Source organism: Mycolicibacterium lacusdiani (assembly GCF_021916785.1).
Taxonomy (GTDB): domain Bacteria; phylum Actinomycetota; class Actinomycetes; order Mycobacteriales; family Mycobacteriaceae; genus Mycobacterium; species Mycobacterium lacusdiani.
Window position 1 is genome coordinate 420,400 of sequence record NZ_JAKCFC010000004.1, and the last position, 19,065, is coordinate 439,464.

At 67.4% G+C, this 19,065-nt stretch carries 22 protein-coding genes; 9 read left to right on the plus strand and 13 right to left on the minus strand.

What is annotated here, in order from left to right:
- Positions 1-10: 10 nt before the first annotated feature.
- From LOK44_RS15640 to LOK44_RS15660, 5 genes are all read right to left on the minus strand, one after another.
- Positions 11-1,138 carry an ABC transporter ATP-binding protein gene (locus tag LOK44_RS15640; protein ID WP_237570962.1) on the minus strand — a complete coding sequence of 376 codons (1,128 nt, stop codon included), beginning with the start codon at positions 1,136-1,138 and terminating at the stop codon, positions 11-13.
- A complete protein-coding gene (locus tag LOK44_RS15645; RefSeq protein ID WP_237571192.1) occupies positions 1,128-1,922 on the minus strand; it encodes an ABC transporter permease in 795 nt (264 codons plus the stop codon). Before LOK44_RS15645 ends, LOK44_RS15640 begins: the two co-directional genes overlap by 11 nt.
- Positions 1,922-2,818: an ABC transporter permease gene (locus LOK44_RS15650; RefSeq protein WP_237570963.1), complete on the minus strand. Its 897-nt coding sequence runs from the start codon at positions 2,816-2,818 to the stop codon at positions 1,922-1,924. Before LOK44_RS15650 ends, LOK44_RS15645 begins: the two co-directional genes overlap by 1 nt.
- Positions 2,819-2,832: 14 nt before the next feature.
- Positions 2,833-3,945, minus strand: a complete 1,113-nt coding sequence (locus LOK44_RS15655; protein ID WP_237570964.1) for an ABC transporter substrate-binding protein — start codon at positions 3,943-3,945, stop codon at positions 2,833-2,835.
- Between the two features lie 68 nt (positions 3,946-4,013).
- On the minus strand, positions 4,014-4,601 hold the full coding sequence (locus LOK44_RS15660) for a type II toxin-antitoxin system RelB family anti-toxin (RefSeq protein ID WP_237570965.1): 588 nt from the start codon (positions 4,599-4,601) through the stop codon (positions 4,014-4,016).
- A 189-nt stretch (positions 4,602-4,790) separates the two neighbouring features.
- On the opposite strand from LOK44_RS15660, the gene LOK44_RS15665 reads away from it, so the two are divergent.
- Both LOK44_RS15665 and LOK44_RS15670 read left to right on the plus strand, forming a co-directional pair.
- On the plus strand, positions 4,791-5,138 hold the full coding sequence (locus tag LOK44_RS15665; RefSeq protein WP_237570966.1) for a cupin domain-containing protein: 348 nt from the start codon (positions 4,791-4,793) through the stop codon (positions 5,136-5,138).
- Between the two features lie 32 nt (positions 5,139-5,170).
- Positions 5,171-6,340, plus strand: coding sequence for an NAD(P)/FAD-dependent oxidoreductase (locus tag LOK44_RS15670; protein ID WP_237570967.1), 1,170 nt, complete (start codon positions 5,171-5,173; stop codon positions 6,338-6,340).
- 8 nt (positions 6,341-6,348) lie between these two features.
- Here LOK44_RS15670 and LOK44_RS15675 read toward each other — a convergent pair whose 3' ends face one another.
- Positions 6,349-6,840: an SRPBCC domain-containing protein gene (locus LOK44_RS15675; protein ID WP_237570968.1), complete on the minus strand. Its 492-nt coding sequence runs from the start codon at positions 6,838-6,840 to the stop codon at positions 6,349-6,351.
- Positions 6,837-7,547 (minus strand): ArsR/SmtB family transcription factor, encoded by a 711-nt coding sequence (locus tag LOK44_RS30130; protein ID WP_372481249.1) that lies wholly within the window; start codon positions 7,545-7,547, stop codon positions 6,837-6,839. The genes LOK44_RS15675 and LOK44_RS30130 overlap by 4 nt, the downstream gene beginning before the upstream one ends.
- Positions 7,548-7,777: 230 nt before the next feature.
- Between LOK44_RS30130 and LOK44_RS15685 the strand changes: the two genes are divergently transcribed.
- Together LOK44_RS15685 and LOK44_RS15690 are read left to right on the plus strand one after the other, a co-directional pair.
- Complete coding sequence (locus LOK44_RS15685; protein WP_237570969.1) at positions 7,778-8,140, plus strand: histone-like nucleoid-structuring protein Lsr2; 363 nt, start codon at positions 7,778-7,780, stop codon at positions 8,138-8,140.
- A gap of 142 nt (positions 8,141-8,282) precedes the next feature.
- Positions 8,283-8,420, plus strand: coding sequence for a hypothetical protein (locus LOK44_RS15690; protein WP_237570970.1), 138 nt, complete (start codon positions 8,283-8,285; stop codon positions 8,418-8,420).
- Here LOK44_RS15690 and LOK44_RS15695 read toward each other — a convergent pair.
- Entirely contained in the window at positions 8,417-9,832 is a 1,416-nt protein-coding gene (locus LOK44_RS15695; RefSeq protein WP_237570971.1) for a sugar transferase, read from the minus strand. The two genes, LOK44_RS15690 and LOK44_RS15695, sit on opposite strands and share 4 nt — an antisense overlap.
- A 486-nt stretch (positions 9,833-10,318) precedes the next feature.
- Between LOK44_RS15695 and LOK44_RS15700 the strand changes: the two genes are divergently transcribed.
- Both LOK44_RS15700 and LOK44_RS15705 read left to right on the plus strand, forming a co-directional pair.
- Positions 10,319-11,551: a S1C family serine protease gene (locus LOK44_RS15700; RefSeq protein ID WP_372481250.1), complete on the plus strand. Its 1,233-nt coding sequence runs from the start codon at positions 10,319-10,321 to the stop codon at positions 11,549-11,551.
- Between the two features lie 50 nt (positions 11,552-11,601).
- Positions 11,602-12,603 (plus strand): glycoside hydrolase family 6 protein, encoded by a 1,002-nt coding sequence (locus tag LOK44_RS15705; RefSeq protein ID WP_237570972.1) that lies wholly within the window; start codon positions 11,602-11,604, stop codon positions 12,601-12,603.
- Between the two features lie 9 nt (positions 12,604-12,612).
- On the opposite strand, the gene LOK44_RS15710 is transcribed toward LOK44_RS15705, so the two are convergent.
- On the minus strand, positions 12,613-13,425 hold the full coding sequence (locus LOK44_RS15710; RefSeq protein WP_237570973.1) for a lysophospholipid acyltransferase family protein: 813 nt from the start codon (positions 13,423-13,425) through the stop codon (positions 12,613-12,615).
- Positions 13,426-13,513: 88 nt separating this feature from the next.
- Between LOK44_RS15710 and LOK44_RS15715 the strand changes: the two genes are divergently transcribed.
- Positions 13,514-14,215, plus strand: coding sequence for a dienelactone hydrolase family protein (locus tag LOK44_RS15715; protein ID WP_237570974.1), 702 nt, complete (start codon positions 13,514-13,516; stop codon positions 14,213-14,215).
- Positions 14,216-14,231: 16 nt separating this feature from the next.
- On the opposite strand, the gene LOK44_RS15720 is transcribed toward LOK44_RS15715, so the two are convergent.
- Genes LOK44_RS15720 through fumC form a run of 4 tightly spaced genes read right to left on the minus strand, consistent with a single transcriptional unit; the run spans position 14,232 to position 17,792 of the window.
- The gene (locus LOK44_RS15720) at positions 14,232-14,657 is read right to left on the minus strand and encodes a hypothetical protein (RefSeq protein WP_237570975.1); all 426 of its coding nucleotides are present in this window, start codon (positions 14,655-14,657) and stop codon (positions 14,232-14,234) included.
- Positions 14,658-14,713: 56 nt separating this feature from the next.
- Positions 14,714-15,085 carry a cupin domain-containing protein gene (locus LOK44_RS15725; protein WP_237570976.1) on the minus strand — a complete coding sequence of 124 codons (372 nt, stop codon included), beginning with the start codon at positions 15,083-15,085 and terminating at the stop codon, positions 14,714-14,716.
- Positions 15,082-16,350, minus strand: coding sequence for a threonine/serine exporter family protein (locus tag LOK44_RS29980; protein WP_237570977.1), 1,269 nt, complete (start codon positions 16,348-16,350; stop codon positions 15,082-15,084). Before LOK44_RS29980 ends, LOK44_RS15725 begins: the two co-directional genes overlap by 4 nt.
- Before the next feature lie 8 nt (positions 16,351-16,358).
- Positions 16,359-17,792 (minus strand): class II fumarate hydratase, encoded by a 1,434-nt coding sequence (fumC, locus tag LOK44_RS15735; protein WP_237570978.1) that lies wholly within the window; start codon positions 17,790-17,792, stop codon positions 16,359-16,361.
- 216 nt (positions 17,793-18,008) lie between these two features.
- On the opposite strand from fumC, the gene LOK44_RS15740 reads away from it, so the two are divergent.
- Both LOK44_RS15740 and LOK44_RS15745 read left to right on the plus strand, forming a co-directional pair.
- Positions 18,009-18,377: a nuclear transport factor 2-like protein gene (locus LOK44_RS15740; protein WP_237570979.1), complete on the plus strand. Its 369-nt coding sequence runs from the start codon at positions 18,009-18,011 to the stop codon at positions 18,375-18,377.
- A 25-nt stretch (positions 18,378-18,402) separates the two neighbouring features.
- Complete coding sequence (locus LOK44_RS15745) at positions 18,403-19,065, plus strand: GntR family transcriptional regulator (RefSeq protein ID WP_237570980.1); 663 nt, start codon at positions 18,403-18,405, stop codon at positions 19,063-19,065.

Below are 19,065 nucleotides of genomic sequence, written 5' to 3' on the forward strand. Positions count from 1 at the left end.
TGTCGTGCTCCTAGTTCGTTGCGGTGGCGGGAGTTCGAGGTGCCGGCTGCGTCTCGTCGACGGCCAGGACGGAGGCGTCCTCGCGGCGGAAGGTCAGCCAGACGGTGTCGTCGGCGTGCACGGGAGCCAGTGCGGCGCCTGCACTCTCCCGGACCAGGACCGTGCTGCCGTCGTCGAGGCGCACCTCGACCTTGCGGGCGTTTCCGAAGTAGATCTGCTGGATGACGCGACCGGGAACGGCGTTGTCCGCCTGCGGTTCCGCATCACCGGTGTGAATCGCGATGCGCTCGGGACGCACGACGACGGCCACGGTGCGCGAGTCGGGTAGGGCCCCGCGCGTCGCGGTCAGGGTGCGGCCGAATGCCTGGACCCGATCACCGTCCAACGTGCCACGGAACAACGACGACTCACCGACGAACTGCGCCACGAAGAGGCTGTTGGGATGCTCGTACAGGTCCGACGGCGTGCCGATCTGCTGGATGCGTCCGTCGTTGAACACCGCGACCCGGTCGGAGAGCACCAGCGCTTCGTCCTGGTCGTGGGTGACGTAGACGAACGTGGTGCCGAGGTCGGCGTGGATCCGCTTGATCTCCAGCTGCAGGGTGTCGCGCAGCTTCTTGTCGAGCGCGCCGAGCGGCTCGTCCATCAGCAGCACGCGCGGGTTGTAGACGACCGCCCGCGCCAGCGCGACTCGCTGCTGCTGACCGCCCGACAGCTCCTTCGGCTTGCGCCGGGCCAGGTGCTCGAGACCCACCATCGTCAGCGCATCGGCGACCATCGTGGCGCGCTGGGACTTGTCGATGGACCGCTGCTTCAGCGGGTACTCCACGTTGTCGGCCACGCTCATGTGCGGGAACAGGGCGTAGTGCTGGAACACCATGCCGATGTCGCGCTTGTACGGCGGCAGGTCGGTGACCGGGCTGCCGTCGATGGACAGTTCGCCCTCGGTGACGTCGACGAACCCGGCGATCATGTTGAGCGTGGTCGTCTTTCCCGACCCGCTGGGACCGAGCAGGGTGAGGAATTCGCCTGGACGCGCGTCCAGGTCGATGGCATCGACGGCGGTGACGGAGCCGTACCGCTTGACCAGACCCCGCATCGTGATGGAAGCGCCATGCGGCGCGCGGTCATCGGACACGATTCCTCCTGATGGCGAAGATGCTGGCGAGGATGGTCAGCGCCGTGGTGAGCGCCAGGATCACCGTCGCCGCGGCGGCGATGGTGGGGTCGGTGTCGCGGGTGACCGACGAATACATCCGCACCGGAAGCGTTTGCAGGTAAGGGCTTTGGATGAACAGCGACAGCACCACCTCGTCGAAGCTGGTGGCGAACGCGAACAGTGCTCCCGACAGGACGCCCGGCGCCACCTGCGGCAGAGTGACGGTGCGGAACGTCGTCCACCTGTTCGCTCCGCAGATCGCGGCCGCGTCCTCGAGCCGCCGGTCGAACCCCTGCAGGCTGGCACTCACCGGGATGATCACGAACGGCAGGGCGAGCACGCTGTGCGCCACGACGAAGCCGAGGGTGGTGCCCAGCAGGTTGAGCCGCAGGTAGATCGCATAGATGCCGATCGACACCACGATCACCGGAACGATCATCGGCGAGAGCAGCAGCGCGCGCAGGCCCTGATCGCCGAAGAATCGCGTCCGGCTGAAGGCCACTGCCGCCGCCGTCCCGCACACCGTCGCAACGACGGCCACCAGGAGGCCGACCCGGATGCTCGCCTCCAGCGACCAGAGCCACGACGGGTCGGTGAAGAAGTTGACGTACCACTGCGTCGACCAGCCCGTCGGCGGGAACCTGAACGACGGAAGATCGGTGAAGCTGAGCGGGATCACGACCAGCGACGGCGCGACCAGCCAGGTCGCGACTAGGCCGCAGAACACCAGGAGCGCACCGCGCCAGAACGTGCCGCTGCGCATCACGACGCCCGCTCCTGCCGAGATGCGCGGCGCAGCACGATCATCAGCACGGCAAGGACCAGGAAGGTCAGCAGCAGGAGCACCACGCCCATCGCCCCACCGCGGCCCCACTGCAGCAGACCGTTCACCTGCACGTAGATCTGCTGGCTGATGAGGGCGTTGTCCGGGGAACCGAGCAGCGCAGGCGTGACGTAGAAGCCGAGGCTGCTGATGAACACCATCAGGCATCCCGCTCCGATGCCGGGCATGGTCAGCGGCACCCAGATGCGGGTGAACGACGTCAGCGGCCGTGCGCCGAGACTCGACGAGGCCAGCACCAGCCGACGGTCGACGCCCGACATCACCGCGTACAGCGGTAACACCATGAACGGCAACAGGATCTGGCTCATGCCGATGACGACGCCGAGGTTCGTCCGGATCAACTGCACGTCGCCGAGCCCGACGAGGCTCAGCAGCGCCTGGGCGGGACCGTTGTCCTGTAGCAGGATCACCCAGGCGAACGTGCGCACCATCAGGCTGGTCCAGAACGGGACGAGGACCAGCAGCGTCAGCGCCGCCCGCACCTTCGGCCCGAATGCGACCATGGCATAGGCGTACGGGTAGCCGAGCAACAGGCAGATGACCGTCACCTCGAGTCCGGTGGTGAACGTCCGCAGCAGCACCTCCCGCTGCACGGCGTCCCCGGCGTACCAGGCGAAGTTGTCGAACCCGACCACCGGATCGGTGAACGCGCGCCACAGCATCACGCCCAGCGGTGCCGCGAAGATGCCGAGCACCAACACAAGCGCGGGAGCCAGCAGTGCGTAGGCGCTGCGCCGCCTACGCTGGGCACCCGCCTCCTCGGCGCGCGACTGCGGCGGTGCTGCACCACCGGCGAGTACGTCGACTACGGTCATGGTCCGCTAGTCCCTTACTTGGCAAGCCAATCGGTGTATGCCCCGACCATCGCGTCGTTGTTCTTCGACCACCAGGCGAGGTCGATCGGGAAGCGGTCCGCGAGACGCTCGGGGGTGGTGGTGAGGTAGCTGGTCGCCAGGGCGTCCAGTTTCGGCTTGGCGTCGACGTTGATCGGGCTGTACGAGGTGAGTTCGGTCAACTTGGCCTGCTGCTGCGCACCCAGGTAGTAGTTGATCAGCGCCATCGAGGCCTTCGGGTTCTTCGCACCCTTGGGCACCGCGATCGTGTCCGCCTCGGGCATCCACTGATCCCACATGGGCGCGAACTTCGCCCCGTTCTTGACCGCGGAGTAGGCGCGCCCGCTCCACAGCAGCGCCATGTCGACCTGGCCGGCCTCGAGGAGCTGCTGGGCCTGGGCGCCGCTGTTCCAGAAGACGACGTCGCCGCGGATCGACGACAGCTTGTTCAGTGCGCGGGTGGCGTCGATGGGATACATCTGGTCCTTCGCGACACCGTCGGCCAGGAGTGCGCCCTCGAGAACGCCTGGGTCGAGTTCGCCGGCGATGCCCTGGATGCCGCGCTTGCCGGGGAACTTCGCCGTGTCGTAGAAGTCGGCCCAGGTCTTGGGCGGGTTCGCCCCGTACTTCTCCGTGTTGTAGACCACGATGAGGCCGTAACCCATTGCGGGAACCGAACAATCGTCGGTCTTGGCGCCTGGCGGAATCTTGCTGACGTCCACGATGCTGGTGTCGATGGGCATGAACAGCTCGCCGCAATGCTGGGCAGTGAAGACGTTGGTGGTGTCGATGACGTCCCAGGTGACGTTGCCCGACTCCACCTGCGACTTGATCTTGGTGCTCTCGGTGGGCCCGTCCTGCAGGATGCGTGCGCCGGATTCCTTGGCGAAGGGATCTATCGCGGCCTGCGTCTGCCCCTCCTGGAAGATGCCGCCGTAGGACACGAAGGTCAGGGTCACGCCGTCGAGCGCGCCCGCCTTTACGGTGCCTGCCTTCGGCGGCCCGCTACCGAGGTCGACGTCGGCGCTTGGAGCTGGTCCCGACGAACACGCCGCGGTGAGCAGCACGGCAGCCACGCCGCATCCGACGGCCTTGAGTGCAGTGGACATGTGAACTCCTCCTGTGAGACGTGACTGGTGTTGAGTCTTTGTGGGTGTGGTCATTTCGATCCCGGCTCTCATGCGGTCGGTGGGCTGACGATCCATAGCAGCTCGGCGGACGAGTCGCTCAGGTTGTGCACGGTGTGCGGAATGGACGTCCGATACTCCGCGGAGTCGCCGGCGTCGAGTTGGTGCTTCTTGCCGTCGAGTTCGAGTACCAAGCTGCCCTTGACGACGATCAGCACTTCCTGGGCGTCGCCGTGCACGTATGCCTCGCCAGCCGATCCGCCGGGGGCGAACTCGGCGGAGTAGACCTCGAGGTTCATCAAGGGCTTCTGCGACAGCAGATACTTGGCGCTGAGGTCGTCGACGTGGATCTCCGGCCGCTCAGCCTTTCGCAGGATCCTCGCACCGTTGACGTGATGGTCGCCGAATAGGTCGGGGAGTTTGACTCCGAGTTCTTCGGCCAGGCGACGCAGCGTGCCGACGCTGGCATTGACCTGCCCGCGTTCCAGTTCGCTGAGGAACCCCGCCGAGATCTTGGCGCGGCTCGCGAGTTCACGCAGGCTGAGCTTCCGCATGTTGCGGTATCCGCGTATGCGGCTGCCCATTTCGGTCTCGGTGTCCGACGCCGGGGAGCCGGGGCCATCGTCAGACAGGGCCACGAACGATCATCCATTCTCCTGCGTCAGAATCAATAGTTCGGTAACGGCGAACAAAATGTTCGGTGGTGTGTGACACTATGCCTGCCACCAAGCCGCGGCAACCGGAATCGCCAAAATCGCTCTCGCAGACACGAAGATGCTCCGATTCCGCGCCGTGCATGGGTGTTCGACGATCCTGGGAAGGCCGACATGAGCGCATTGATCCATCTGCCCCATCGCACCGTCACCGGTGACCTGGAGCCCGCCGGCCGGCGCGTCGGCGCTGACAGTGGTGACCCTCGACTCAAGACGTTGGTGGTCGACTCGGGGACCGAGGCGCAGGTCGGCGTCTGGGAGTGCGAGCCCGGTGGCTGGCCCGTCGTCGATCGACCGGACACCGAGACCTGCTACATCGTCTCGGGCCGCGCGAAGATCACCGACGACCAGACCGGTCGCGTCGTCGAAGTGGGGGCAGGCGACTTCGTCGTCCTACCACCCGGGTGGACCGGTCGATGGGACGTGGTCGAGACGCTTCGCAAGGTGTACACCATCTTCTGAGCGTCCGGATCATTTGGCGGAGAGAGGCATTCGTGAAGAGCATCGTGATTGGCGCAGGCGCGTGGGGTCTGCCTACGGCGGCCGAGTTGTCCAGCCGAGGGCACGACGTCCGGCTGGTCGACCGCTACGGGGTGGGCAATCCCCTCTCGTCGTCCTACGGCCCGACCCGCATGTGGCGTCTGGCCGACCCGGACCCATCGCGGTCGCGGCTGGGATTGCGTGCGTTGGCGGCCATGAAGCGGCTCGAGGAACGGACCATTGCCACCGTCCACGAGGTGCGGGGTCTGCTGTGGCGGGACCCGCCGTCCAACGACGCTCTCGCGGCGACCTGCGCCGGGCTCGGCATCGACCACGAGTGGGTGACTGCGGCCGAGGTGAGCGACCGCCTACCAGGCTTGCGCGACGACGGCCGCGACGCGGTGTGGCTCCCGGACGCCGGGATCGTCCTGGCCGAGCGGTCGCTTCGGGCGCAGTTCGAGCGTTTCACCGGCGCCGGTGGCCGCTTCGGCCACGCCCGCAGCGTCGTCGAGATCGAGGAGCGCCCGAACGGGCTGGCGGTGACGTATTCGGATATGACGCAGGAAGATGCGGACGTCGTGGTGATCGCCGCCGGCCCGGAGTCGTCGACGTTCCTGCGGATGTTGGGCATCGATGTGCCGCTCTATCCGTACCTCGAGCAGGTGGTGCACTTCGGCGACCGCGACAGCGTGGCGCACACCGACGCGTTCCCGTGCTTGTTCGACGGCGAGGCCGAGGACCGCGCGGGCCGCATCTACGCGATGCCAACGCCCGGGTTGGGTTACAAGGTGGGCCTGGATCTGCCCATTTGCGACTACCGGGTGGGCAATCCCGATCGCACGCCCAGCACCGCTCGCACCGAGGTGCTTCGGCAACGCATCGAGCGCGACTTCGCCGCGATACCGGCGCAGGTCGTCGACGCGCAGGTGTGCTGCTGGACCGACACGCCCGACGGCCAGTTCATCCTGGATGCGCTGCCCAGTGGAATCGTCCTGGGCTGCGGGTGCATCGGTGAGGGATTCAAGTACTCCGCGCTGATGGGCGAGATCTTGGCGGACTTCGCAGAGGGACGACCCCAGGACGATGACGTGAAGGCCTGCAGCGTGGCGCGTTTCGAGGGACGCGCCGTCCCGGATCGATCGGGTCCGACCCCCGTCGGCTCACTCACGCGGGGCGCGTCCTAGCGATCTGTTCAGGCGGGCACGGCACCTTCGGCGAGTTCGGCGAGCGCCTGCGTGACGGCACCCCATCCGTCGAAGAAGCCGAGTTCCTCGTGCCGATCCCGGACGGCCGGGTCGCCGTGGCGTACGACCGCCCGGTAGAGGGTGCCGTCTGGGTGGTCGTCGAAGGTGATTTCGGCGGTCATGGACACCGGCTGGGGCGTGGCCGGTCGCCACGCGCTGTCGACCGCGTTGGTGAACACGAGCCGTGAGCCTTCTTCCGCGACGAGGAACACGGAGTCGGTGTGCGGGACGAACCGGTCCCCGTCGTCGCTCATTCGAGTGACGAAGGCGCCGCCGGGGCGGATCTGAAGTCGATCGACGCGCGTGCGGGTGGGCGTCGGCGTCCACCACCGGGCCAACAGGTCAGGGTCCGTCCATGCGCGCCAAACCGATTGTCGGGGAGCGCGGATCACCCGCTCGATGACCAGGTCGAGTGCGGGGTCGATGGTATTCGTGCTCACGTTGTCTCCTCCGCGTTGGTGACGAGTCGTTCGAGTCGGTCGGTGCGGTCTTCCCAGATGTGTCGCTGTTCGGCGAGCCAGTCGTCGACCATCGACAGCCGTTTGCGGTTGAGCGAGCAGGTCCGCACCCGTCCCGTCTTCGTCGTCGAGATCAATCCGCTCGTTTCAAGCGTGCGGACGTGTTTCATGAAGGACGGCAACGCAATCGAGAATGGCTTCGCCAGCTCGCCTACGCTCGCCGGTCCGCTGCCCAGTCGCCGAATCACTGCTCGGCGCGTCGGGTCGCCCAGCGCGTCGAAGAGGCTGTCCAACTCCGCCTCATGCTTAACCATGGGGCTAAGTGTTTCACCCCAGCATTGGTTAGCGCAAGGGCTAAGTGTCCAGAATTGCGGTACGCCCTGCCAAGCGCTTACGTCGAACTCGGGCGTTATCGCAATGGTGGTGGGCATCACCGCGCCGCGCGCTACTCCCTCTGCGGAGAACTCGGGACGGCGTTCACGCGGGAAGAATGGGGCTACCCATCGCCCGGGGTCGGAATTGCCGATACGCCTGCGGCGGGCCACGGGCAGATCATGCTCGACTATCGCGAGTGCGGTCCCAAGGGCGAGCTTCGAGTGGTGCACGTCGACCAAGAAGACGACTACCGGATCACACCTGTCGCAGACGATTTCGCTAGCACCAATCGTGGTCTCGTCGGTCCCGATCAATTCGACTGAAGGACCTAAGGATCGCTGACGGGGTGCGGCTGAAGAGATATCCGGCGGCTTTGCGGATCCACTTCCCGCGCGCTCTATTCTGTGACGAAATAACGACGATATCCGCACCGCTATTCGCTTAGTGCGGCTACGCATGATGCACGAACCTGCTCAGATGTACGACTCCTGGGATTCATACCGGTAGAGTTTCGCGCTTGGGGGCGGGCGCGGAAAGGAAAGAAATGGCAGAACGCGTTATCCGCCAAGTCGTGGACGATATTGACGGAACCGACATCACTGATGGCGGCGGCGAAACCGTGGAGTTCTCGGTTAGAGGTGTTGCATACCGAATCGATCTCTCCGCACAGAACTTGGCGAAGTTCGACAAGGCGTTGACTCCGTATGTCAAAGCCGCAGAGAAGGTTTCCGGCGAGGAGCGGCCTCGCAAGGCCAGCCGGAGGCGAAAGGGTGGTGGCAAGACGCAGTCGAGGACGCCGCTGTCGTCAATCCGGGCATGGGCGAATGAAAACGGCTACACCGTGAGTACGCGCGGCCGGATTCCCGCCGAAGTCGTCGAGGCGTATGAGGCGGCGGAAAAGGCTTGACCTCTCGCTGGCGCGCACTCGGTGCCGGGTGCGCCCAGCAGGGCCGGTCGATGACGCCCGGACATTCCGTCTGATTCCGGAATGCCCAATCCGGGTATGAAGCCGTTCGCTTGGTTTCGGCCCATTCAGTGACGGAGGATCCATGACACTGCCAGACCCGCACCTGCCGTTGAACCCGGGCCACGTGCTGGACGACCCGCCGCAGGACGAGGCGTCCGCCGACGACGACGTCGAATCGGCGAATGCCGACACCGGCGCGGGCGCCGAGCCCGACGCTTAGTCCTCCGCGCTCTTGAGAACGGCCAGCACGGTGAGCGCGAGGATCTTCAGGTCCAACATCAGCGACCAATTCTCGATGTAGTAGTTGTCGAACTCCGCGCGGTCGGCGATCGAGGTCTGCCCGCGAAGCCCGTGGACTTGCGCCCAGCCGGTGATGCCGGCCTTCACCCGATGCCGCTCGCCGTAACGGCGCACGTGCATCTCGAACATCTCGACGTACTCCGGCCGTTCGGGACGCGGACCCACCAGCGCCATGTCGCCCCGTAGGACGTTGATCAGCTGCGGCAACTCGTCCAACGACGTCTTCCGCATGATCTTGCCGATCGCCGTTCGACGATCGTCCCCTTCCACTCCGCCTGGCGCCGCGCCCTCGCGAAGCGCAAAGGCTGCCTTCGCCGGGTCGAGCGGACGCATGCTCCGAAACTTCAGACAGCCGAAGACCTGGCCATCGCGACCGACGCGATCCTGGCTGAAGAAGACCGGCCCAGGCGAGGTGAGCTTCACCAGCAGAGCAAGTGCGATGAAGACGGGCGAGACGAGGAGCAGTCCAACCGCCGCGATCGACCGCCCCAGGGCATGCTTGACGGCGAATTGCCACCCCTTCGGATCGACGCGGCCGAGCACCATCAGTGGTACGCCGCCCAAGTGCTCGATCCGCGTGCCGACACCGACGGCGTCCATGACTCGCGGCACCACCCGGACCCGCAACCCAAGGTTCTGCGCCCGGTGGGCAATTCGCGCCAGTTGGTCGTCGGACATCGACGAGGGCGCGATGACGAGTTCCTCGGCCTTGGTTGCGCGCACGGCGAATTCGAGGTTGTCCGGTGATCCCAGATGCGGGACGTCGAGCACATTGCCGTCGGATGGCTCATCCGCATCCAAGAGACCGACCGGTTCCAGCCCGTAGTCATGCACCTGACGCATGCGCGTGATCAGCTGGCCGACGACAGGACCGGAACCGACGATGAGCGTCGGCGCTCCGACCCGGTATCGACGCCGTAGGAAGCGATTGGCCAGCGACCTGACGAGGCGTACGGCGGGGATCAGCACAGCCGCGAACGCCCAGATGCGCACCATCAACTCGCCGGGCCGAACGTGGTCGCCAATCACTCCCCCGCTCGGCGTCTGGGGGACCAGCAGGAGCATCACCATCAACGTCGCCAGGGCGGCCACTGCGACCGACGTCTCGACCGGTTCGAACTCGTCGAGGAAGCTGTCGTTCAGCTTCCGCCGGTACATCGACCGAGTGGCGAGCACGCCGATGACCACCGGCACGAAGATCCACGAGTACAGCCCGAGGTTGGCCTGCGCCACGTCACCCGGGATGGTCCATTGCGCCAGTAAGACGGCGATGACGGCGTAGAGCACGTCGATGCCCACCGTGATCGTCGAGTACCACGGATCGGACCGCACCCACTCGACCCAGCGTGCTGGCGCGAGACGGGATCCGCTAGAACCTGCGGGATGACGGCTGTCCGTAGGACTCGCCGCCTCGGCATGCTGCACTCGTTACCCCCACCAAGCTAGGGGCCAGATTCTAAGCGGGCTCAACCGCTCGCGGAACCAGAATTGAGAACGGTGTCAAATTTGCCGACGCCGAATCGTCGACCACGGCGACCACGCCGCTGCAAGGCGTCGACCGAAAATCAAGATCGCTGAGCCACCCGGTAAAACCTCGCCGTCGGGCCAAGCGTGGTCCTCCTGCCAAGCGACGGGTTCTAGGTGTTGAAGTCCGGAAGCGGGTTTGCAGGCGGCTCGTCATCCGGAGACGGCTGCGAGCACGTTCGCCGTGAGCGCAATGGTTCTCGGGCTGTCCTGATCTTGTTCTCAGTCCCATCTCAGTGAGCGGTCGCACGGTGTTGTCAGCACCTCACGCTCGAGAAACGAGAAGACACCATCATGACGACGCCCCCGCCCCACCCCAGTGGTCAATCCCCGCAGCCGTACCCGACGTGGACCCACCCGCAGCCCATGCCTGCCGCTCCGCCTCCGCTGAGGCGGCCGCGTCGCGTCACCCTCGTCGTCGGTGCCGCTGCCATCGCCGTGGCCGCGGGCGGTATCGGCGCCACGACGGCGGTCGCCGTCGACCGGATGCACGAGCCCGCGCCCCCGACTGTCGCCGGGACGACGGCCGCCCCGCGGCCCGCATCGCAGCCATTGGCCGCCGCGCCCGGAGACTCCGTCGAGCAGGTCGCGGCCAAGGTGATGCCGAGCGTCGTCAAGCTCTCACTGAAGATGGGCGACGAGGGAGCCGAGGGCTCCGGCGTCGTCCTGAGTCACGACGGTCTCATCCTCACGAACAACCACGTCGTCGCGCCGGCGGCCGGCGACGGCACGACCGCCCGACCTGCCGCCATGAACGGTGGCGACATCACGAAGACCGTCACGTTCTCCGACGGCCGCTCCGTGCCGTTCTCGATCGTGGGCACCGACCCGACCGGTGATCTCGCCGTCGTCCGCGCGGAGGGGGTCTCGGGACTGACGCCGATCGCCATCGGGTCGTCCAGAGACGTCAAGGTCGGCGAGCCGGTGGTGGCGATCGGGTCGCCGCTGGGCCTGCAGGGCACGGTGACGACGGGCGTCATCAGCGCCCTCAATCGGCCTGTGGCAGCCGGGGAGGGCCCGGGCAGTGACGTATCGGTTCTCGAAGCCCTGCAGACCGACGCCGCGATCAACCCGGGCAACTCCGGCGGTGCGTTGGTGAACATGAAGGGCGAGCTGATCGGCGTGAACTCGGCCATCGCTAGCATGGGTGGCGGCTCCGGGTCCGCGGGCGGACCGGCCGGGTCGATCGGGCTGGGCTTCGCGATCCCGTCGGACCAGGCGAAGCGGGTCGCCGACGAACTGATCTCGACGGGCAACGCGTCCCACGGGTCGCTCGGAGTCCAACTGAGCAGCGACCAGAACTCCGCGGGCGGCGCGGCGCTCGCGGGCGTGTCGGCAGACGGGCCTGCGGCGCTTGCCGGTGTGCCCGCCGGCGCGGTCATCACCAAGGTCGACGACCAGGTCATCGACGGACCCGAGGCGCTGGTCGCCGCGATCCGGTCCAAGGCGCCGGGTGACACCGTCTCGGTGACCTACGTCGACGGCGATCGATCCGGCACGGCGCAGGTGACTCTCGGCAAGGCGTGAGCCGACGGGATTGGCGCTCGATGATGTGAAGCACTAATTTCCGTGGGGTGATGTCCTCAGCGCTCAGCGCAGTCGCACGGTGGATCGTCCCGCTCTTCACGGTCGCGGCCGTCGCATCCGTGGGTTTCGTCGACAGCCAGGGGCATACGGGCCCTGCGCCGTCGGTGCGCCTCGCCGACGAGGTCAACCCGTTGGCCGGCAAGCCCTTCTACGTCAACCCCTCGTCCGCGGCCATGCGGGCTGCGAACGCTGCGAACCCGCCGATCCCGGAGTTGACTGCCGTCGCCAACACGCCGCAGGCGTACTGGGTCGTCCCCGGCTCGTCGGCGTCGACGGTCGCCGGCTACACCGCTGCCGCGCAGGCCGCAGGCGCACTGCCGGTGTTCGCGATCTATGGCATCCCGCACCGTGACTGTGGCAGCTTCGCTGCGGGCGGGATGGGGTCGGGCGATCAGTACCGCCAGTGGATCGACGGCATCGCCGGCGACTTGGGCGCCGGGCCCGCTGCGGTCATCCTCGAACCCGATGCGCTCGCCATGGCCGACTGCCTGTCGGGCGGTCAGCGCCAAGAACGGTTCGACCTGATCAACTACGCCGTCGACAGCCTGACCCGCAACCCGGCCACCGCCGTCTACGTCGACGCCGGGCACCTGAAGTGGCACAGCCCCGAGGAGATGGCCAACCGCCTCAACCAGGCCGGGGTGGCACGTGCTCGCGGATTCAGCCTCAACACCGCCAACTTCTTCACCACCGAAGACGAGATCGGCTACGGCGAGGCGATCTCGGGACTCACCAACGGTTCGCACTACGTGATCGACACCTCGCGCAACGGCGCCGGCCCCGCGCCCGCCGCGCCGCTCGACTGGTGCAACCCGAGCGGCCGCGCCCTGGGCGTGGCTCCCACCGCCGCCACGGCAGGACCGCACGCCGACGCCTACCTGTGGGTGAAGCGCCCGGGCGAATCCGATGGCACCTGCGACAAGGGCGATCCTCCAGCGGGCACCTTCGTCAACCAGTACGTAGTCAACCTCGCGCGCAACGCGGGTCGCTAGGCCCCGCTGCTAGCGCCGCCGCTCCGGGCCCGTCAGCCGCTTGACGACGGACCGTTGCGGATCTGTTCGCTGCTCTTCGAGCAGGAACTCGATGCCTTGCTCGATCGCCGCCTTCGTCTGGTCGCGAATCCGGCGCACCGCGCGGTCGTCGGTACCCGCCACGTCGGTCTTGTCGATGGGTGCACCGAACCAGTAGTACTGCCGCTCGGGTCGGGGGATCGGTGTCGGCCCGATGCCCCGGACGAGCGGGAACAGGTCCGGGCTCCCGGAGGCCCTCTCGAAGAGTCGCCGTGCGGGCGCGAGCAACGGACTGTCGTTGTCGAGGACCACGTCGAGCGAGTCCTCGGCCCCCACCGTGGCGAACGGAACGATGGGATAGCCGTGCTTGACCGCGAGCCGGGCGAAGCCCATGCGGTTCTCCCAAATGAGTTGGTACTTCTCGCCTTTGCGCTTGGCCACTTCTCGGCCGCCACCTGGGAAGACGAGCACCGTCTCGCCTCGACTCATGAGCGCGTCCGCCGTCTCCGGCGTGCCGGGCACGACGCCGACGGACGTCAACAGATCCCGCCACCGCGGCAACTTGAAGTGCGCGTGATTGCCGAGGACGCGCACCCGGACTCCTCGCTCCCACAGCTCGGCGCACAGCAGCGGAGCGTCGAGCAGGCCGAGCAACGTGTGATTGCCGACCAGCAGCGCGCCGCGCTCGGGCAGGTCGTCCACGCCGTAGACCTTCGGGTTGACGAGCCTGCGCGCCGGTTCCAGCAGTCGCAGGACCCGACCGAGCGTTGCGGCGGTGGGAGGGTCGGGGAGCCGTTCGTCCATCTCGTCTCTATTGCCCCACGCACGGCCGACGAACCACATCCGTATCGCCGAGTGCTTCGCGTACCTCGGAAGCGGGTACCGGAGGCCCATGGTTGATGCCGGACTCCCCACGCCCGACGGTCACCTGCCGGGCTACCTCGCCGTGCCGACCGGGGCCGGTCCGTGGCCCGCGGTCGTCGTGCTCCACGAGGTGTTCGGACTCAACGACGACATCCGCCGGATCACCGACCGCTTCGCAGCCAACGGCTACCTGGCGTTCGCGCCAGCGCTCTTCCAGCGCGGGCCCAAACCGCTCTGCATCGTCAGCGCGTTCCGCGCCCTGGCCACCGGGTCCGGGTCCGCCGTCGACGACATCGTCGCCGCTGCGGAGGCGCTGCGGAACGACGAGAGAACGAACGGCAAGGTCGGATCGGCGGGGTTCTGCATGGGCGGCGGATTCTGCCTGCTGCTGGCCGACCGCGGCGTGTTCGACGCAACCGCACCGAACTACGGACCGTTCCCGCCGGCCACCGGGGTGCCGAAGCGTTCGTGCCCCATCGTCGCGAGTTACGGCGCCGATGACCGGCTGCTGCCGGGCGCTGCCGCCAAGCTCGAAGAAGGCCTGGCTCCCAGTGGCGTCACCCGGGACATCAAGGAGTACCCGGGCGTCGGCCACAGCTTCATGAACGAGTGGAAGACGCCGTCGCCGCTGCACGTCGTCGAGCGGATCGCCGGACTGCACCACTCCGCACCGCAGGCCGACGACGCGTGGCAGCGGATACTCGCGTTCTTCGGCGACCAGTTGAGCTGACGGTCCTTCGCCGAGGTCAGTCCTTGCGGCGTCGCGGATCGGTACGGCGCTTCGACGACTTGCCCGAATCCGGCGCCGCCGCACCGGCATCGGGGCTCAGTCCCGTGATCCGGCCAATGGTGCCGACGCCAGGCAGGTTCTGCACCGCCCTGACGGCTTGATCACCGCGCGCCACGATCGCCTCCAGTTGTGGCAGCAACCGGTCGATTGCCTCGAAGGTCGGGTCGGCCAGCGACATATAACGCTCGAGCCTGTCGAGATTGGTGTTGAGCCGCTCGGTCGCTGCTGCCAGGTTCTCGACGAGCCCGGGTAGTTGCGCGACGATCTGCGCCGAGGCCGTGGGGACGCGCAGCGCCCCGCTGGCCAGATCCTGTGCAGCCTGGGCCGCCGCTTGAGCAGCGGCGCGGAGATCGCTTGGCTGAGGCCTGTCCTTGTCGGTCATGACACAACTCTGGCGCAGCGCTACGCGGCGCGAGGCGATTTCAGCGGAGTGGCCCGCTAGGAGTCCGATGGCACGTCCGGGACGAAGTGGGTGTCGGCGCCGGTCGTGAACACCACGTAGGCGCGCTTCCACGGCTGATCGTCGACCAACCGCCATTCGTGGCCGGTTCCGGTGTGGTCGACGGCGAGCAGGACGTCACCGGGGCTGATCCTGAACGTCTCGCCGCCCACGGTCGAGAACTCGAGGACGCCGGACAACGTGATCACGTACTGCGGGATCGGATCGTTGTGCCAGTCGAACGCAGAGTGCGGTGCGGTCTCCTTGAACTCGATGGACTCGGCACCCACCAGCGCACCGGTGGCGATGCTGCCGCGCTCGACGTGCGAGTTGCCATCAGGGCCGGTGTAAAGCCGGAACGCTCGAATCATCGTCTCGATCCCTGGTTGGTCGGTCGTGGGCTCGTGGTGTTTGCCTGAATCAAGGTGTCGCGCAGGCGCATCGGCACCACCAATCCGATCGCCATGGCGGCCGTGACCGTGACGGCCACCGCGCCGTCGGAGGCCGTCGCGGTCAGCACCTGCGCCGAGGCGTTGCCCGGCAGCTGCATCACTCCGCTGAGCATGCGGAACACGAACATGCCGGGAACCAGTGACACGACGGCGGCGAATCCGATGGCGGCGAACGGCATCCTCAGGACGTGCGACAGCGGGACCAGCAGAATCCCCACCAGCAGGCACGCCAGCAGCGCCGCGGTGGCGAGGCTCGTCCCCACCACGCTCAGGGCCCACCAGTGCACGCCGTGGGCGGCCATCCCGGCGAGCACCGGCCACCCGATCATGCGGTACGGCATCGAGAAGTAGATCGAGTAGGACGCTGCGGCGACCGCGGCGGCCAGCACGTCGAAGTGCAGGGGAACCGCGGCCGTGGTGCCGGTGACCGGCAGCGCCTGACCACCCGCGTGCAGGCCGACCACCAGGCCGAGTGCGATCGACACCAGAACCATTGCCGCGAAGCCGATTCGGGCCATGCCGAGCGACGTTCGCAGCGACAGCAGGTCGAGTGCGCCGTTGAGGACGTGCGGTCCGGGGACCAGGATCATGGCGGGGCACAGCGCGACGACGCCTGCCGCGGCGCCCAGGTCCAGGTGCACCGCCGCCGCGCCGACCAGACCGGCCACCACCGCTGCGACGAAGGCCTGGATCAGGACGCCGACGCCGAACCTGCCGAGCGTGCGCCGGAGGATCCCTCCGACGGTGGCACTCGCCGCGGCCAGGAGGACGGCGCGGACGTCGCCGGCGCCGAAGATGACCGCCAGGGCGCCGGATCCGGTGGCGCAGGCGAGCACGAAGACGCCGGCGTGGGACGGCGGCAGCGTCGCGGCGGCGGAGAGTCCGGTCGAGACGTCCGCCAGGTCGAGCGGACCGTCCTCGGCGCGGTCGATCACCCGCATCGCGGCGGCGACGCGTCGCATGTTGATCGCCGTCGGCGTCACGGCCGCGACGCGCGGTCGGTCGCCGACGAGGATCAGCGACTCCCACGACGGGATCAGCCGGCTGCGCACGCCGAGCCCGGAGTTCAGCCTGTCGACCGCGAGCAGCGTGGTGCTGGTGGACTGGCCGTTGTCCTGCAGGAGGACGGCGGCGTCGAGCACCGTGTCGAGCGGATCCGGTGTCGCGCCGCGCTGCTGGCTCACTCTGGCTCCTAGAACGGTCCGACCATGTCGGCCGGTACGACGATGCGGTCGAAGTCCTCGGCGCTGATCTTCCCCGATGCGAGCGCGGCCTCGCGCAGGGTGCCGCCGGTGCGGTCGGCGTCGTGGGCGATCGCCGACGCCGCGTCGTACCCGATCACCGGCGACAGCGCCGTCACCAGCATCAGTGAGCGGTCGACGAAGTCGGTGATCCGCGTGCGGTTCACGTCGATGCCCTCTATGCAGAACTCGCGGAACTTCTCGCAGGCGTCGCCGAGGATGCGCGCGGAGTGCAGGAAGTCGTTGATGATGATCGGCCGCATCGCGTTGAGCTGGAAGTTGCCCTGCGAACCGGCGATCGCGAGACCCGCGTCGTCGGCGAGCACCTGAATGCACACCATGACCATCGCCTCGCACTGCGTGGGGTTGACCTTGCCCGGCATGATCGAGCTGCCCGGTTCGTTGGCAGGCAGGCGGAGTTCGGCGAGGCCCGCGCGCGGTCCCGAGGCGAGCCAGCGGATGTCGTTGGCGATCTTCATCAGCGTGACGGCGAGCCCGCGCAGCGCCGCGCCCGCCGCGACGATGGCGTCCAGCCCGCCGAGTGCCTCGAACTTGTTGGGGGCGGTGACGAACGGCCTTCCGGTGAGGTCGGCGATCTCGGCGGCGATCTCCGGGCCGAAGTCGTGCGGCGCGTTCAAGCCGGTGCCGACCGCGGTACCGCCCGCGGCCAGCCGGTACAGCTCACCCTGCGAGGCGTCGACCCGGTCGATGGCAGTTCGGAGCTGGGCCGCCCAGCCGGACCACTCCTGGCCGACCGTCAGCGGTACGGCGTCCTCGAGGTGCGTGCGGCCGATCTTCACCAGGTCGTTCCACGTCGCGCCGGTCGTGGCGATCGCCTCCTGGAGGTCGTTCGCCCGGGGCAGCAGCCGGTCCTGAATCTCGAGGACGGCGGCGATGTGCATGGCCGTCGGGAAGGTGTCGTTGGAGGACTGGCCCATGTTGACGTCGTCGTTGGGGTGGATGGGCGTCTTGGATCCCACGTCGCCGCCGAGAAGCTGGACCGCGCGGTTGCCGATGACCTCGTTGACGTTCATGTTCGACTGCGTGCCCGAGCCGGTCTGGAAGACGTACAGCGGGAAGTGCTCGTCCAGCTCCTTGCCGATCACTTCGTCGCAGACCTGACCGATGACGTCGGCCTTCCACTGCGGCAGCCGGCCGGCGCGGGCGTTGACGCGCGCCGCGGCCTTCTTCACGTACCCGTAGGCGTGGTAGACCTCCTTCGGCATCTTGTCGTTGCCGATGGAGAAGTGGATCAGGGACCGCTGGGTCTGGGCGCCCCAATATCTGTCGGCCGGGACGTCGATGGTGCCCATGGAGTCCGATTCGACACGCATGCCCGTGGCGTCGATGCCAATGGGGACGTCTGCTGGGCGGTGGCTCGTCATGCCTCGACCTTGGCCGACATTCGGCACGATGTCGTCGCCGCTGACGGCCAATGCGAGTGGGGGCTAGCGGGGTGGCGCGGCCTTGCGGCGTTGAGATAGCGCTCAGCGTCGGGGTTACTCGCACTTCGTCGCCGCCAGCGCTATCTCAACGCGGTATCGAACCCGTCCAGCGCGACCGCTTGACCCTCCCCCTGCCGGAGGCCCCACGGTGGGGACATGACGACGATTGACTGGAGCGAGGGCACCAGCACCTCGCAGAACGACCTGCCCACGACGATCACGACCTACCTCGATGCACACGTGCGCCGCGACGTGGCCGTGGCGATCACGACCCTCACACCAGACGCCGCGGTGACGGACGAGGGCGAGACCTACCGCGGCCACGACGAGATCTTGGACTGGCTGGGCCGAGCGGGCAGCGAGTTCACGTACACCACCGAGTTCATCGGTGCCACGACCATCGATGCCTCGCACGTCGACGTGCTCCATCGCATCGAGGGTGACTTCCCCGGCGGTGTGGCGGATCTGCACTACCGATTCACCCTCGACGGCGACTCGATCAGCCGTCTGATCATCGAGCCCTGATCCGACATCGGATACCGTATTTTGCATGCCGGTGCCCGACGAACAGGGAAGACACAAACGGTCCCTTCTCCGGGAACAGGCCTACGTATCGCTTCGGGACGCCATCATCAGTGGCACGTTGGCCCCCGGGGAGAAGCTGCGCGATCCGGAACTCGAGAACTGGCTGGGCATCAGCCGAACTCCCATCCGGGAGGCTCTCGCTCGACTCGAGGCGGCCGGGTTGGTCCACACCCTGCCCGGCCGCTCGACGGTCGTGTCGACCATCGAGCGCAAGGCCGTGTTCGATGCGCAGGCCGTGGCGGCGACGATGCACGCCCTTGCCGTCCGCATCGCAGTGCCGTTGATGGGCAAGTCCGAGATCACGGCAATGGTGGAGGCGAACAACGACTTCACCGCCGCGTTCTCGGCGGCAGACGCCGCATCAGCGATGCGAGCGGACGACGAATTCCACCAGGTTGCCGTCGACGCGAGCCGCAACGAGGTGATTCCCGGAGTTCTCGAACAGGTGACGCCGGTACTGCGGCGTCTGGAGTTCTTGCGCTTCTCATCGCTCACCGGCCGTCAGTCGATCGCACAGCACAAGCGGATCATCAGCCTGTGCCGTCGTGGCGATGCGGCAGCGGCAGCCGAAGCGGTGCAACGAAACTGGGAGACCCTGACCCTTCTGCTCGACGCCGAGGCGCTGTAG

Coding starts and splice junctions, on each gene's coding strand:
- LOK44_RS15645 (WP_237571192.1), bottom strand. CDS start 1,922: ATGCGCAGCGGCACGTTCTGGCGCGGTGCGCTCCTGGTGTTCTGCGGC.
- LOK44_RS15740 (WP_237570979.1), top strand. CDS start 18,009: ATGACGACGATTGACTGGAGCGAGGGCACCAGCACCTCGCAGAACGAC.
- LOK44_RS15710 (WP_237570973.1), bottom strand. CDS start 13,425: ATGGACGAACGGCTCCCCGACCCTCCCACCGCCGCAACGCTCGGTCGG.
- fumC (WP_237570978.1), bottom strand. CDS start 17,792: ATGACGAGCCACCGCCCAGCAGACGTCCCCATTGGCATCGACGCCACG.
- LOK44_RS15650 (WP_237570963.1), bottom strand. CDS start 2,818: ATGACCGTAGTCGACGTACTCGCCGGTGGTGCAGCACCGCCGCAGTCG.
- LOK44_RS15690 (WP_237570970.1), top strand. CDS start 8,283: ATGACACTGCCAGACCCGCACCTGCCGTTGAACCCGGGCCACGTGCTG.
- LOK44_RS15720 (WP_237570975.1), bottom strand. CDS start 14,657: ATGACCGACAAGGACAGGCCTCAGCCAAGCGATCTCCGCGCCGCTGCT.
- LOK44_RS15665 (WP_237570966.1), top strand. CDS start 4,791: ATGAGCGCATTGATCCATCTGCCCCATCGCACCGTCACCGGTGACCTG.
- LOK44_RS15745 (WP_237570980.1), top strand. CDS start 18,403: ATGCCGGTGCCCGACGAACAGGGAAGACACAAACGGTCCCTTCTCCGG.
- LOK44_RS15655 (WP_237570964.1), bottom strand. CDS start 3,945: ATGTCCACTGCACTCAAGGCCGTCGGATGCGGCGTGGCTGCCGTGCTG.
- LOK44_RS15705 (WP_237570972.1), top strand. CDS start 11,602: ATGTCCTCAGCGCTCAGCGCAGTCGCACGGTGGATCGTCCCGCTCTTC.
- LOK44_RS15715 (WP_237570974.1), top strand. CDS start 13,514: ATGGTTGATGCCGGACTCCCCACGCCCGACGGTCACCTGCCGGGCTAC.
- LOK44_RS15725 (WP_237570976.1), bottom strand. CDS start 15,085: ATGATTCGAGCGTTCCGGCTTTACACCGGCCCTGATGGCAACTCGCAC.
- LOK44_RS15700 (WP_372481250.1), top strand. CDS start 10,319: ATGACGACGCCCCCGCCCCACCCCAGTGGTCAATCCCCGCAGCCGTAC.
- LOK44_RS15685 (WP_237570969.1), top strand. CDS start 7,778: ATGGCAGAACGCGTTATCCGCCAAGTCGTGGACGATATTGACGGAACC.